Raw genomic sequence first — 13,408 nt, 5'->3', positions numbered from 1 at the left:
CCTACTCTAAATTCTCAAGCGCAGAAATCGTGGCGCTCACGTCATCGGTGAGCTCGACTTGACGTTTGAGGGTCTGAAGAAGTTGCTGGCGCTGTTCGAACTTTTCGAATAGGGCTAGCTTTTCCTCGTACTGTTCAAGCATCGTTTCTGTACGCTTTATGTTATCGTAGACCGCTTGACGGCTGACTTCAAACTCTTCCGCAATCTCTCCGAGCGAGTAGTCATCTAGGTAATAAAGAGACATATAGTTGCGCTGTTTCGGTGTGAGGAGCGCTTGATAGAAATCGATGAGATAGTTCATGCGATTCGTTTTTTCGAGCGTCAAACCTTTCACCTCCACATGTTAAGTGAAATCCCTTTACAACTACCTATAGTACAGCCGTGCCTAGTACTTGTCAAGTTTTTTTCTTAACAGCAAAACTTAGGCGAGGTCCTCGTTTGTGTCCTCTTTTTCTGTCAAAGCTTCCTCGTTCTTGTCTTCAAAAACGTCACCGAACAATCCAAGGACGAACTGTTCTGGATCAAACTCCTGTAAATCGTCAATCTTCTCTCCAAGGCCGACATACTTGACCGGGATATCGAGTTCGTTCCGAATCGCTAGGACAATTCCGCCTTTGGCCGTCCCATCGAGCTTCGTGAGGACGATTCCGCTCACGTTCGTCGCTTCTTTGAACGCTTTCGCTTGAACCATGGCGTTTTGACCCGTCGTCGCGTCTAATGCGAGCAATACTTCGTGCGGTCCGTTCGGTACTTCCCGCTCAATGACTCGTTTGACTTTTTCAAGTTCTTTCATTAGATTGACCTTATTTTGAAGACGTCCCGCCGTATCACAAATCAAGACGTCCATGTTGCGTGACTTGGCAGCCTGAACGGCGTCAAAGACGACTGCAGCCGGGTCAGATCCTTCCGTTTGACGAATGACGGGTACCCCGACACGTTCTCCCCATACTTGAAGTTGCTCGATAGCGCCGGCACGGAACGTATCACCTGCCGCGAGCATGACGGAACGCCCTTCAGATTTCAACTGGTGCGCCAGCTTGCCGATGGTCGTTGTCTTTCCGACACCATTGACGCCGACAAACAAGATGACCGTGAGTCCGTCCTGCATATTGAGTTCACGGTCCGATTCATCCTCTTGGAGGCGGTTCGCCACCACTTCGACGAGTGCGTCACGCACCGCGACCGGGTCCTTCAGATTACGTCGCTTCACTTCTTCTTTCAAATCTTCGACGAGGTCCATCGTCGTCGTGACGCCGACGTCCGCTTGAATGAGTAAATCTTCGAGTTCATCGAAGAAATCTTCATCCACCTCGCGGAAGCGATAGACGAGGTCGTTGACGGCACTTGCAAAGCCGTCACGTGTCTTCGTCAACCCCTCTGTAAACTTCTGTGACACCTCTTGGGTAGATGTCGTCAATTTCTCTTTTAATTTCTTGAAAAAGCTCAACGTGATTCCTCCATCTCTTCATCCATTTCAACGACACGTTTTGCTTCAGACAGTTCGACCGATAATACCTCGGACACCCCGTTCTGTTGCATCGTGACGCCATATAGTGTGTCCGCCGCTTCCATCGTGCCTTTACGGTGCGTGATGATGACGAACTGCGTGTCGATCGACAACGTCCGAATGTATTCTCCGAAACGATGCACGTTCGCCTCGTCAAGGGCCGCCTCGACTTCATCGAGGACACAGAACGGTACGGGACGCGTCTTCAAAATCGCAAACAATAAGGCGATGGCCGTCAGCGCACGCTCCCCACCAGACAACAGACTGAGCGTCTGTAACTTTTTACCCGGTGGTTTGGCGACGATTTCGATTCCTGTGTTCAACAAATCCGATTCGTCGACCAATTTCAAATCCGCTTCCCCGCCACCGAAGAGCTCGGTGAACGTCTGTTTGAAGTGCGCCCGGACGCTCGTATAGGTCTCTTTGAAGAGGCGTGTCACTTCGCGGTCCATCTCGGCGATGATCTCATATAAATCCTCTTTTGCACTGACGAGGTCATCCCGTTGCTCGGATAAGAATGTGAACCGTTCATGGACACTATCAAACTCTTCGATCGCATTCAGATTGACCGGTCCGATCTCTTCGATTTGACGAACGAGCAACTTGAACTCCTCTTTCGCCTCTTCTAGTGGGATCTCGAGTGCCGGCAATAGTTCTGCAACGAGTCCATTCTCTTCTAATGCATCGAGCTTCCATTGTCGTTTCAGCTCGAACTCTTGTTTTGCCGTTTCGAGTTTTCGGACGACAGCTTCTGCTTGACGTCTTGCCTCCGTTGCCTGATCGACCCGTTGACGTATGATCCGATACGCCTCTTCGTTCGTCTTGAGTGTTGCCGTCACTTCTTGAAGCCGCTCTTGAATTTCTGTGAAATCCAGTTTGGCAGTAGCAAGCGTCGCCTCAAGTTCCATAGACGACACGACTTCTCCACTCTCGAGCCGCGTCAGTTCACGCTCCATCTGATCGCTTCGTTCCTGCAGACGATTTTGTTCGGTCGTCAAACGGTCCAATTCATATCGGACCCGTTCTTCTTCGAGCGTGTGCCGCTGAAGATCGAGCTCGTTTTGACGAAGCATCGATTCCAGTTGGCCCGTGCTCTGAGCACTTTTCGCCTGCTCGGCCCGAAGCGATTCGAGACGAGAACGAATGTCAGCTTGTGCGCGGTCCGTATCGGCCAATTCAATCGTCAGTCGCTCTAATTCGGCAGTCGCTGTCTCGATCGTCCGCTCGTAGCGCATCATTTCATGATCGAACAGTTCAAGTTGTGACTTGGCATCGAGCGAGGCACGTTCCGCAGTACGGTAGGCTGACTCGACTTCACGGAGGTTCGTTTCAACGGAACGTTTCTCATCCCGAAGTTCAGATAATTGACGCGTAATGTCCGTCAACTGTTCTGTATACTCTTGAAGACGTGTTTTTTGTTCATGCAACATGGCGAGCCCTTGGGTGAGACCTTGTTTCAAGTCATCCAATTCGCGCGACTGCGTGAACAGGGCCACGCCCTGCTTGCGACTACCACCCGTCATCGAACCACCGACGTTGACGATGTCCCCTTCTAACGTGACGACACGGAAACGATAACCCGTCGATTGGGCGATGCGGTTCGCGACTTCAAGTGTCTCCGCCACGAGCACTGAACCGAGCAACGACTTTTTCAACGTCTCGTATGATGCATCTGTTTCAACGAGTTCCGACGCCACCCCGACAAATCCGTTCATCGAGTCGAGTCGATCGAACACGTCACTCGGCACGAATCTCGGTTTGATCGTCGTCATCGGCAAGAATGTCGCCCGTCCTGCGTTGGCTTTTCGTAATTTGTCAATTTCACGGCGCCCCACTGACTCATCTTGTACGACTACATGCTGCTGTGTCTGCCCAAGTGCCGTTTCGATTGCCGCTTCATACGAAGGACGGACACGAATCAATTCGGCGACAGCACCAAGGACACCTGGTGAGCGGTCTTTTAAGACGAACTTGACCGCATGGAAATAGCCTTCATACGATTGCTTCATCCGTTCGAGCATCTCGATTCGGTCTTCCGTCTTCTGACGGCGGCGTTCGAGATCGTAATAAGACGATTCGGCTCGGGTACGTTTTTCACGAATTGACATCTCTTCGTCCCGAAGTTCCGTTTCTTTTTTACTCAGTTGTTCAAAGCGACTTTGCACCACTTCATACTGTTCTCGAGTCGTCAAAAGCGTCGCTTCCTGCGAGGAACGATCCTCGAGACGATGTTTGTTCTCGCGAAGAAGGCGTTCTTTCGACTCGACGGCGACATCGATATCTCGTTGTTCCCGCTTTTGTTGGTTACCGATTGTCGCTTTCGTTGTCGCGAGTTCAAACGCCTCACTTTGTAACGCTTCAATTTCAGCATTGAAATCACGAGAGGCGGCTGTCAACTGTTGTTGAAGCGTCTCTCTCGTCGCAGTCGTTTGTTTCAACGTGTTTCCTTTTTGGTCAAGTTCTTCACGAACGACCTTCAACCGCGCTTCAAGCTCGGTCATCTCCGCACGTACTTCTTCGCGTTGACGGATGAGTCGTTCTTTCATCTCGGCACCATGTTCTTCTTGTGCTTTTGCGAGCTTGATGTCACCCGTCAAGCGCTCGACATAGGTCGAGTGCTCCCGTTCGTTTTGGTTGAGCTCTGTCAATTCTTCACGCAGCTCAGCAAGCGTTGCTTCGAGCCCGCTACGTTCCTCCGTGAGGTCACGTACCGAACGGTCACAGTCAGATAACTGTTGAACCGATTCCACGTGACGTGCCGACACTTGTTCAATCTCCTGTTGGAGCAATTGAATTTCTGCGCCCATGATTCCCGTTTCGAGTTCATCATGCCTCGCTTTGGCGACTTTGTACTCCCGCGCGAGTGCAGCCTGTTCACGGAGCGGTTCGACCCGGTCCGCCAACTCGAACAGAATGTCGTCGACTCGGGACAAGTTTAATTCGGTGTCCTGTAACTTGCGTTCAGCCTGTTTTTTCCGCTGACGATATTTCAATACACCGGCTGCCTCTTCAATGACGGCACGGCGATCTTCCGGTTTCCCAGAAATGACTTGTTCGACCCGCCCTTGACCGATGATGGCGAACGCATCTCGTGAAAGACCTGTATCCATAAATAAATCAATCACATCTTTTAACCGACATGGTTTTTTATTCATAAAATAGTCGCTGTCCCCACTTCGGGTCACGCGACGGGTCACACTCACTTCTTCATATGGGAGACGCAACTGTTCGTCTCGATTATCGAGGACGAGCGTGACTTCGGCGACATTTCGGTGATTCTCTCCTTCACTTCCGGCAAAGATGACATCTTCCATCTTGGCACCACGAAGTGATTTGGCCGACTGTTCTCCGAGTACCCAGCGAACAGCGTCCGATATATTGGATTTCCCGCTCCCGTTCGGCCCTACTACAGCCGTGACGCCGGGACGGAAATCTAATTCAATTCGCTTGGCAAATGATTTAAAGCCAGCGAGTTCGATTCGTTTTAAGTGCATCGTGACCATCCTATCCGCAGTAAGCATTCATCTGTATATTTTACCACAGTTAACAGTTCGTCAAAATGCCCGAATCATGCTATTCTAAAAAGAACTGTAGAAAGGGGAATACAGATGACGAATGAACAGATGATTGAAGCCATTTTGGATAAAATGAACATTATTAACCGCGGTGCAATCAAAGCGGAAGAATATAATGCGGCTGATCCGTCAGCGGTGAAAGAGATTTACGAGTACGTGATGACACGCTCTTCGCTCTCTTTGTCGGAAGTCGATGGTATCGTCGAAGAACTCGGTCAATTGACATGAAAAAGGAGTGGACCCCCAAGCGGTCCACTCCTTTCGTTTATAAATCTGCGTAGCGCCGATTAAAGGCAATAAGCGCTTCTTTAGCAGCCAATTGCTCGGCTTCTTTTTTCGAACGTCCGACCCCTTCACCGACGATGTCGTCGCTGAGGCGTGCATGTGCGACGAATTCCCGGCTATGCGCCGGTCCGCGTTCCTCGATGATTTCATACGAAACAGGTCCGAGTCCTTCCCGTTGAACGCTCTCCTGTAACTGGCTCTTGAAATCGGTCTGTTCTTCAAATACTCCCGCTAAGACTTTCGGAAAAACCGCTTCGGCGAGGAATCGTTCGACGGCCTCAATTCCCTGGTCCAAATAAAGAGCACCGATATAGGATTCGAACACGTCGGCAAGCAGTGCCGGACGTTTTCGTCCACCGGTCAACTCTTCACCTTTCCCAAGCAAGATGAAGTCAGAGAAAGCATAAGCTTCCGCAAAATTCACGAGTGACGGTTCACATACGATCGCCGCTCGTAATTTCGTCAATTCCCCCTCGGAGCGCTCCGGATAAGTCTCATAGAGAAAGCGAGATACGGTCAGTTCTAAAACAGCATCCCCTAAAAATTCTAAACGTTCATTGTCTTTTCGTAACCCGCGTTGCTCATTCACATAAGATGAGTGTGTGAACGCCTGCATCAACAAGTCGTGATTCGAAAATTGAACGTCTAACCGTTCTTCCAATGATTTAAATAATTCCAAGATGCGTGCTCGTTCCATCTCCTGACGCCGACGTCGCTGCGCCGACCCTTGACGGTCAAACCGTCGTTTGTCTTTTGTCATAGTTCCCTCCATGAATAAGCACAAGCCCACCGCCCGGAACCGAGCGGTGGGATGGCTTGATTACAATTTTGTTTCGATGTAAGCCACTACGTCGCCAACAGTCGCGAGCTTCTCAGCGTCTTCGTCTTCGATCGTGATGTCGAATTTGTCTTCGAGGTCCATCACCATTTCCATTACTTCAAGTGAATCCGCACCAAGGTCATCCTTGAACGATTTCTCTGCTGTGATCTCAGATACGTCTTTCCCGAGCTTCTCAGCAACTGCTTCTTGTACGTCTACTAAAATTTGTTCTTTTGTCATGATAAAATCCCTCCAAAGGTAAGTATATTAAATGTCAGTCTGTTGGTAAAGTTCTCTTTTACGCCATCGTCATGCCGCCATCGACGGCAATCGTCTGCCCGGTCACATAAGCCGCTTGTTCCGATGCGAGGAAGGAGACAAGGTTCGCCACATCCTCCACCTGTCCGAAACGGTTGAACGGAATTTGCTCGAGTGTAGCCTCTCGTTGAGCATCTGTCAAGGCATCGGTCATATCCGTTTGAATGAACCCTGGACAGACGGCATTGACCGTCACGTGACGTCCCGCGAGTTCGCGCGCCACCGATTTTGTCAATCCGATCAACCCTGCTTTTGCAGCCGCATAGTTCGCTTGTCCTGCATTGCCGGTAATCCCGACAACCGAGGCGATGTTGATGATTCGACCTGCTTTCGACTTGAGCAAAGGTCTCGTGACGGCTTGTGATGTCAAAAAGGCGCCTTTTAAGTTCGTCGATAGCACATCTTCGAAATCGGCTTCTTTCATCCGCATGAGTAACCCGTCGCGGGTGATTCCTGCATTGTTGACGAGACAATCGACGCGTCCGAACGTATCGACTGTCGTCTTGACGAGCGCTTTGACATCGTCAGCATTCGATACATCTGCTTTCACGGCGATGGCTTCGCCGCCTGCCTCCGTGATCATGGCCACGACATCATTCGCCTTTTGTTCACTACCCGAGTAGTTCACGACGACCCGAAAGCCGTCTTCCCCTAAACGCTTCGCGATGGCCGCCCCGATTCCCCGGGACGCCCCTGTCACGATCGCCACTTGATCATGCACGTACTTCTCCTCCTAACGAGGCGACTTCTTCGAGCGTGGTCGCCTTTTGAATCGAAACGTTCGAGTCGATTCGTTTAATCAATCCTGAAAGCGGTGAAGATGGGCCGAACTCGATGAACGTGTCTACGCCGTCTGCAATCGCCTTGCGTACACAATCTTCAAAGCGGACAGACGAATACAGTTGTTTCGTCAATAACGCCTTCAACTGTTCAGGGTCACGATGCACCTCCGCGTCCACGTTCGAAATCATGTCGACGGAAGCCGCTTCAAACGGTGACGAGGCGAGGACATCTTGGAAACGCGTTGCCGCCGGCATCATGTAGGAACTATGGAACGCTCCAGATACGTTTAACGGCAATACCCGCTTCGCACCGGCAGCCTTCAATTCCACGCCCGCTTGTTCGACCGCGTCGACATGCCCTGAAATCACGAATTGACCAGGACAATTCAAGTTGGCGATTTGAACTAAATTCCCGCTCGCACTGATTTTTTCAGTGATATGAAGCGCCTCTTGAAGATCGGTCATCCCGACGACTGCAGCCATCGTTCCATCCTTCACTTCAGACATCAACTGTCCACGCGCCCGGACGAGAACGGTCGCTTCTTCAAGATCGATGACACCCGCACTGACGAGCGCCGCATATTCACCAACACTATGCCCGATGACGACATCTGGTGCCGCACCGCTCTTCGCATAGGCTTGCGCGAGGAGCGAGGCGTGCGCCACGATGGCCGGCTGCGCCACTTCCGTTTCTTGTAGGTCTTCCTTCGACCCGGATGACATGACTTCAAGGAGGTCAAACCCGAGTCGACGTCCGATTGCTTGAAGCGCTTCAGGGTGATTTAAAAAGGTTTGTCCCATTCCAACGGCTTGAGAACCTTGCCCCGGAAACACCCATGCTACTTTCCCCATATCTCCACCTGCTTTCGCTTAGTCTATGGCTTTGGCACGCTTGATTTTTTCCACGACATCGTGATCTACCATGATTTTCGCCTGTTTCAACGCACTCATGATGGCGAGTGCATCGCTCGACCCATGCGCCTTGATGACCGGCGCATTGATCCCGAATAATCCGGCTCCCCCGTGTTCGCGATAATCCAGCGTTTCTTTTAATCGTCTCAATTTCGGTTTTAAGATGAGAGCGGCGAGTTTAGATACAAGGTCACTCGTGAATTGTTCTTTCATCATCTTCATGAGCATCGAAGAGGAGCCCTCCACACCCTTTAACAAGATGTTTCCGGCAAATCCTTCGGTCACGATGACGTCCACGTCACCTGACATCGCTTCACGCGCTTCGACATTCCCAACAAAATAGACAGGTGCCTGTTCAAGGAGGGGGAACGCTTCTTTTGTCAGCGCATTTCCTTTACCCGCTTCTGTCCCGATATTGAGAAGGGCGACACGCGGTGTCTTGATGCCACGCACATGTTCCGCATACAGTGAACCCATAATCGCATAGTCGACGAGGTGTTCAGCTTTTGCATCCGGATTCGCTCCGACATCCAGGACGACGACACCACTACCAGTATATGTAGGGAACGTCGGAGATAATGCCGGACGCTCGATTCCTGGGATCCGTCCGATGATGAAAAGAGACGCCGCCATCAATGCGCCGGTATTCCCGGCAGACACGAGAGCATCCGCTTTTCCTTCTTTGACGAGCTGAGCTGCCACGACGAGCGAGCTGTCCTTCTTACGGCGCACCGCCCGTACCGGTTCGTCTTCGCCTGTAATGATCTCACTGGCTGGAACGACCGTTACTCGAGGGTCATCAAGACCGTATGAGGCAATTTTCACCTCATCACCGACTAAAAAGAGTTCCATCGGTTCATTCGGATATTGCGCGACGAACCGTTTCACACCTTCTACAATCGCCTTCGGTGCGTGATCGCCACCCATTGCATCAATCGCTAACTTCATGCTTGCTCCTCCTCACCACGTCGGTAAATCGTGAAGTCGCCATCAAAGACGCACTCCTCACCGACATAACTTTCAACTGTGACGTCCGTTCTCCCGTCCCCTCGTAGTTTCATCACACGAGCCTTGGCAACGACTCGCTCTCCAAGATGAACTTGGCGACTGAAGCGAATGTCCGCTTTAGTGGTCAACGCCAATTCATCATTGATGAGCGCCACCGCTAACGAGTTGGCTTGCGCGAACAAGACATGTCCACGGGCAATCTCGTTGCGGCTAAAGACGTGTTCTTTTTCTATATCGAGGACTGAGATCGCAGAGTCATCTAGCTTCAAGTCAATCATATCACCGATGACCTCGCTCATTGAAAGCGATTTGACTTCATCGAGATGTTCGGAAGCCACATGTTTGATCCGTTCCCTCACTTCCGGAATTTTTAATTCCATCCGGTCGAGTCGAATTGTTTGGATGCTGACAGAAAACTGCTTTGACAGTTCTTCGTCTTTGATGAACGGGTTATGCTCAATCGTTTCTTGTAACAAGCGTTGCCGCTCTTTCTTAGGTACCCGCATTCAGTTCCCTCCTAAACTAATCGCTAAAGAACTTAATACCTGGTACTAATAGCAGTATATATTCTTTAGTCGTCATTTTCAAGTACTATTCTAACCTTTCCCCAACGAGAAGGTCGAGTTGTTTCAAATAGCCACGTAACCCTTCATACTGGGCGTCATGCCAAAAGGTGTCGCTTCCGAGAAGTTTCACGGCATCTTGCATGGCCACTTCCATCACTTTCAAATCGAGAACGGGATCGGCGACACGGAAACTCGGGAGACCGCTCTGTGCGGTTCCAAAGAAATCACCAGCCCCACGCAACTCTAAATCTTTTTCTGCCAATACAAAGCCATCGTTCGTTTCCGTCATCGTCTTCAAACGGACTTTCCCGACATCCGATTTCGGGTCTCCTACCAAGATGCAGAATGATTGATGCGCACCACGACCGACACGCCCTCTCAACTGGTGTAATTGCGCGAGACCGAAACGTTCGGCATCATGAATGATGATTAGAGAGGCGTTCGGGACGTTCACCCCTACCTCGACGACTGTTGTGGAGACGAGAATCTGTGTCGCATTATCGGCGAATGATTTCATAATCTCGTCTTTTTCTGTACTCGATAGCTTTCCATGCATCAGGCCAACGCCATAGTTCGAGAAGCGCTCTTTCAATAGCTCATACAGTGCCGTCGCACTCTCCACTTCTAATGTATCCGACTCCTCGATGAGAGGTGCAATCACATACGCTTGACGGCCGAGTGCGAGTTCCCGATCGACCATTGCATGCACACGATCGATTTGGTCGTGTTTCGCCCAATACGTTTCAATCGGCTTTCGTCCTTTTGGCATCTCATCGATTGTGGAAACATCCATTTCTCCGAACGCACTGATGGCAAGCGTCCTCGGAATCGGTGTCGCGGTCATATATAAGACGTCCGCGAATTCAGCTTTATCGCGAAGTTTCTTCCGTTGTTCGACACCGAATCGATGTTGTTCATCTGTGATCGCCAAATGTAAATTCGAAAATTCGACCGGTCCTTGGATGAGCGCGTGCGTCCCGACGATGATGTCGACGTCACCCGATCGGATTGCCGTCAGTAGGGCTTCGCGCGCCTTCCCTTTCACCGAGCTCGTCAGGAGGGCAATCGTGATGCCAAACGGTTCAAATAATTCCTGTAACGATGTCGCATGTTGTTCGGCAAGGATTTCTGTTGGCACCATCAAAGCTCCTTGATACCCGGCTGTCACAGTCGCATACAAGGCAATCGCGGCAACGACGGTCTTCCCGCTCCCGACATCCCCTTGTAACAATCGGTTCATCCGTTCTGGTCTTTCAAGGTCAGATACGATTTCACGGATGACCCTTGTCTGGGCTCCGGTTAATGGGAATGCGAGCCGTTTGACGAATTCATTCAATTGATGCTTATCGAGGTGAAGGGCCCGACCGTTTCCTGACCGCTCCATTTTCCGAAACGCCTGTAATTTCAACTGATACATGAGACACTCTTCATAAACATAGCTTCGTCTCGCCTGTTTATATGTCTCCACTGTATCTGGAAAATGCATCCCACGTAGCATCGTCATCCGGTCAACTAATCGATAGCGGTCGCGAATGGCTTGCGGGACCTGTTCGGGCAAATCGTTCACCTGCTCAAAAGCGAGCTTCACAATCCGACTGAAATTCTTTTGTGTCAGTCCGGCTCGTAATGAATAAATCGGTTGCAATCCGCCTGAGGGGGCACCAAATTCAAGGTCGGTCGCGCTGATTGTCATCCGGTTCATGTCCCATTTCCCTTTGACCGTCACCGTCTCCCCGATCACCAATTTTTCTTTATAGAAGGCACGGTTGAACATCGTCACTTGGACGGCGTATCGGTCTTCGAGTAGCAAGCGGAACTGGAGACGATTCTTTCCTTTACTATAGTAGCGAACGAGCGGTTCGGCTTGGACAGTCCCGCTCCACTTGACGAGGTCACCGTGAACAGCCGTCGTCACTGTCCCACTATTATAATTCTCATAACGAAACGGGACGTGCTCCAGCACGTCCTCGATTCGAACAAGTCCCATCACTTCTAACTTTTTGGCCATCTCTGGCCCGACCCCTTTCAGCGTCGTCAGTCGATCATTGTTTTGCATCTTCTTTCGCTCCAAATATATTTCGTTCGAGGCGACGAGCCGTCGGTGTATTGGCAAGTCCGCCTTTTGCGGTCTCTTTTAAGGCGGTCGGCATCATTTGTCCCACTTCATGCATCGCCGAGATGACCTCGTCACAAGGAATACGTGAGGTAATCCCCGCGAGCGCCATATCTGCTGCGACAATAGCGTTGGCACCGCCCATGGCGTTTCGCTTGACGCATGGAACTTCGACCAGCCCCGCCACAGGATCACAGACGAGACCGAGCATATTTTTTAGGGCTATCGCAAATGCCGTAGCCGACTGGTCCGGTGTCCCGCCAGCTGCTTCAACGATGGCCGCGGCTGCCATGCCCGTCGCCGACCCGACCTCGGCCTGACATCCACCAGCCGCCCCTGAAATCGAGGCGTTGTTCGCCACGACGAATCCGAACGCACCTGACGTGAACAAGTAACGGATCATCGCGTCGCGGTCCATTTCAAGGCGATCTTTTACCGCAAACAACGTTCCCGGTACGACGCCCGCGCTCCCCGCCGTCGGCGTCGCACAGATTCGTCCCATCGCCGCGTTCACTTCGTTCGTCCCAATCGCTTTCGAGACGGCATCTAAAATGAGGTCCCCAGCGAGCGACTTGCCCGAACGAATATAGTCTTGCATGAGTACGGCATCATTCCCCGTCAATCCCGTAACCGACGTGACACCTTGGAGTGCGCGTTCGACCGCCTCCTCCATCACTTCAAGATTTCGGTCCATCATCCCGATGATGTCCTCGCGACTGGCACGTCTGACGTGCATCTCCTGCTCAATCATCACTTCAGAAATCGGGATGTTCCGTTCTGTTGCAATCGTCACTAATTCTTCTACTGATTTAAACATCACACATTCTCCTCATTCCCCAAAAATAGCTATCCGTTCGATTTGCGGTAACCGTTCCAGCTCTGCGATCACTTCCGCAGGAATGGTCTCATCAATCTCGATCGCCATCAACGCCTGCATCCCTTTTTCATGGCGGCTCACTTCCATATGTCCAATGTTTAATTGGTGGTTCGCCAACACACCGGTCACAGCCGCGATGGCCCCGAATCGATCATGGTGCAAGACGACGAGTGCAGGTCCCCCGCCTGTCAGTTTCAACGGGAATCCGTTCAGTTCCGTAATCTCAATCGTTCCCCCACCGATTGAGATTCCGACAATCTCAAATGTGCCAAAATCATCTTCGAGCAAGACCCGGGCCGTATTCGGATGATCCGTCAACAGATCACTCGTCTCAAAGATGACCTCGATTCCTTTTTCACGGGCGATATCTAACGCCTGTGGGATTCTCAGATCGAATGTATCGAATCCCATGATTCCACCGACGATCGCCACGTCCGTACCGTGACCCCGATACGTGTCAGCAAACGACCCATAAAATGTGATGTGCGCCGTACGCGGCGTTCTCCCGAACAACTTCCCGGCCATCAAGCCGATGCGGGCAGCACCTGCTGTATGCGAACTCGACGGTCCGACCATGACCGGACCAATGATGTCAAACACACTACGATATTTCATCAATTTTTCCCCCTTTCAAAAATCCCTACC

The 13,408-nt window shown here is 51.2% G+C and carries 13 protein-coding genes; 1 reads left to right on the top strand and 12 read right to left on the bottom strand.

Annotation, left to right across the window (positions count from 1 at the left end; translation table 11 throughout):
- Nucleotide 1: 1 nt before the first annotated feature.
- From KNO73_RS02400 to smc, 3 genes are all read right to left on the bottom strand, one after another.
- A complete protein-coding gene (locus KNO73_RS02400; protein WP_015881364.1) occupies nt 2-325 on the bottom strand; it encodes a putative DNA-binding protein in 324 nt (107 codons plus the stop codon).
- Between the two features lie 96 nt (nt 326-421).
- On the bottom strand, nt 422-1,447 hold the full coding sequence (ftsY, locus tag KNO73_RS02395) for a signal recognition particle-docking protein FtsY (RefSeq protein WP_015881363.1): 1,026 nt from the start codon (nt 1,445-1,447) through the stop codon (nt 422-424).
- A complete protein-coding gene (gene smc, locus KNO73_RS02390; RefSeq protein WP_215112001.1) occupies nt 1,444-5,001 on the bottom strand; it encodes a chromosome segregation protein SMC in 3,558 nt (1,185 codons plus the stop codon). Before smc ends, ftsY begins: the two co-directional genes overlap by 4 nt.
- Before the next feature lie 114 nt (nt 5,002-5,115).
- Between smc and KNO73_RS02385 the strand changes: the two genes are divergently transcribed.
- On the top strand, nt 5,116-5,310 hold the full coding sequence (locus tag KNO73_RS02385; RefSeq protein ID WP_015881361.1) for a DUF1128 family protein: 195 nt from the start codon (nt 5,116-5,118) through the stop codon (nt 5,308-5,310).
- Between the two features lie 37 nt (nt 5,311-5,347).
- Here KNO73_RS02385 and rnc read toward each other — a convergent pair whose 3' ends face one another.
- The 9 genes from rnc to sdaAB all read right to left on the bottom strand — a co-directional run bounded on the left by rnc (nt 5,348) and on the right by sdaAB (nt 13,378).
- Complete coding sequence (rnc, locus tag KNO73_RS02380) at nt 5,348-6,064, bottom strand: ribonuclease III (RefSeq protein ID WP_035387821.1); 717 nt, start codon at nt 6,062-6,064, stop codon at nt 5,348-5,350.
- A 123-nt stretch (nt 6,065-6,187) separates the two neighbouring features.
- Nucleotides 6,188-6,427: an acyl carrier protein gene (acpP, locus tag KNO73_RS02375; RefSeq protein ID WP_015881359.1), complete on the bottom strand. Its 240-nt coding sequence runs from the start codon at nt 6,425-6,427 to the stop codon at nt 6,188-6,190.
- A 58-nt stretch (nt 6,428-6,485) separates the two neighbouring features.
- Nucleotides 6,486-7,226 (bottom strand): 3-oxoacyl-[acyl-carrier-protein] reductase, encoded by a 741-nt coding sequence (fabG, locus tag KNO73_RS02370; protein ID WP_015881358.1) that lies wholly within the window; start codon nt 7,224-7,226, stop codon nt 6,486-6,488.
- On the bottom strand, nt 7,219-8,139 hold the full coding sequence (gene fabD / locus KNO73_RS02365) for an ACP S-malonyltransferase (protein ID WP_214684488.1): 921 nt from the start codon (nt 8,137-8,139) through the stop codon (nt 7,219-7,221). The genes fabG and fabD overlap by 8 nt, the downstream gene beginning before the upstream one ends.
- 18 nt (nt 8,140-8,157) lie before the next feature.
- Entirely contained in the window at nt 8,158-9,147 is a 990-nt protein-coding gene (gene plsX / locus KNO73_RS02360; RefSeq protein ID WP_214684489.1) for a phosphate acyltransferase PlsX, read from the bottom strand.
- Nucleotides 9,144-9,713, bottom strand: a complete 570-nt coding sequence (gene fapR / locus KNO73_RS02355) for a transcription factor FapR (RefSeq protein WP_015881355.1) — start codon at nt 9,711-9,713, stop codon at nt 9,144-9,146. The genes plsX and fapR overlap by 4 nt, the downstream gene beginning before the upstream one ends.
- 85 nt (nt 9,714-9,798) lie before the next feature.
- Nucleotides 9,799-11,829 (bottom strand): ATP-dependent DNA helicase RecG, encoded by a 2,031-nt coding sequence (recG, locus tag KNO73_RS02350; protein WP_215112000.1) that lies wholly within the window; start codon nt 11,827-11,829, stop codon nt 9,799-9,801.
- The gene (gene sdaAA, locus KNO73_RS02345) at nt 11,816-12,703 is read right to left on the bottom strand and encodes an L-serine ammonia-lyase, iron-sulfur-dependent, subunit alpha (RefSeq protein ID WP_015881353.1); all 888 of its coding nucleotides are present in this window, start codon (nt 12,701-12,703) and stop codon (nt 11,816-11,818) included. Before sdaAA ends, recG begins: the two co-directional genes overlap by 14 nt.
- Before the next feature lie 12 nt (nt 12,704-12,715).
- Complete coding sequence (gene sdaAB, locus KNO73_RS02340; protein WP_214684492.1) at nt 12,716-13,378, bottom strand: L-serine ammonia-lyase, iron-sulfur-dependent subunit beta; 663 nt, start codon at nt 13,376-13,378, stop codon at nt 12,716-12,718.
- Between the last annotated feature and the right edge of the window lie 30 nt (nt 13,379-13,408).

Source organism: Exiguobacterium sp. s83, from assembly GCF_018617095.1.
Lineage (GTDB): Bacteria > Bacillota > Bacilli > Exiguobacteriales > Exiguobacteriaceae > Exiguobacterium > Exiguobacterium profundum.
The sequence above is the reverse complement of the archived record's forward strand: the minus strand, read 5'-3'. Positions and strand labels throughout refer to the sequence as shown.

Coding starts and splice junctions, on each gene's coding strand:
- smc (WP_215112001.1), bottom strand. CDS start 5,001: ATGCACTTAAAACGAATCGAACTCGCTGGCTTTAAATCATTTGCCAAG.
- KNO73_RS02385 (WP_015881361.1), top strand. CDS start 5,116: ATGACGAATGAACAGATGATTGAAGCCATTTTGGATAAAATGAACATT.
- rnc (WP_035387821.1), bottom strand. CDS start 6,064: ATGGAACGAGCACGCATCTTGGAATTATTTAAATCATTGGAAGAACGG.
- acpP (WP_015881359.1), bottom strand. CDS start 6,427: ATGACAAAAGAACAAATTTTAGTAGACGTACAAGAAGCAGTTGCTGAG.
- fabD (WP_214684488.1), bottom strand. CDS start 8,139: ATGGGGAAAGTAGCATGGGTGTTTCCGGGGCAAGGTTCTCAAGCCGTT.
- plsX (WP_214684489.1), bottom strand. CDS start 9,147: ATGAAGTTAGCGATTGATGCAATGGGTGGCGATCACGCACCGAAGGCG.
- fapR (WP_015881355.1), bottom strand. CDS start 9,713: ATGCGGGTACCTAAGAAAGAGCGGCAACGCTTGTTACAAGAAACGATT.
- recG (WP_215112000.1), bottom strand. CDS start 11,829: ATGCAAAACAATGATCGACTGACGACGCTGAAAGGGGTCGGGCCAGAG.
- sdaAA (WP_015881353.1), bottom strand. CDS start 12,703: ATGTTTAAATCAGTAGAAGAATTAGTGACGATTGCAACAGAACGGAAC.
- sdaAB (WP_214684492.1), bottom strand. CDS start 13,378: ATGAAATATCGTAGTGTGTTTGACATCATTGGTCCGGTCATGGTCGGA.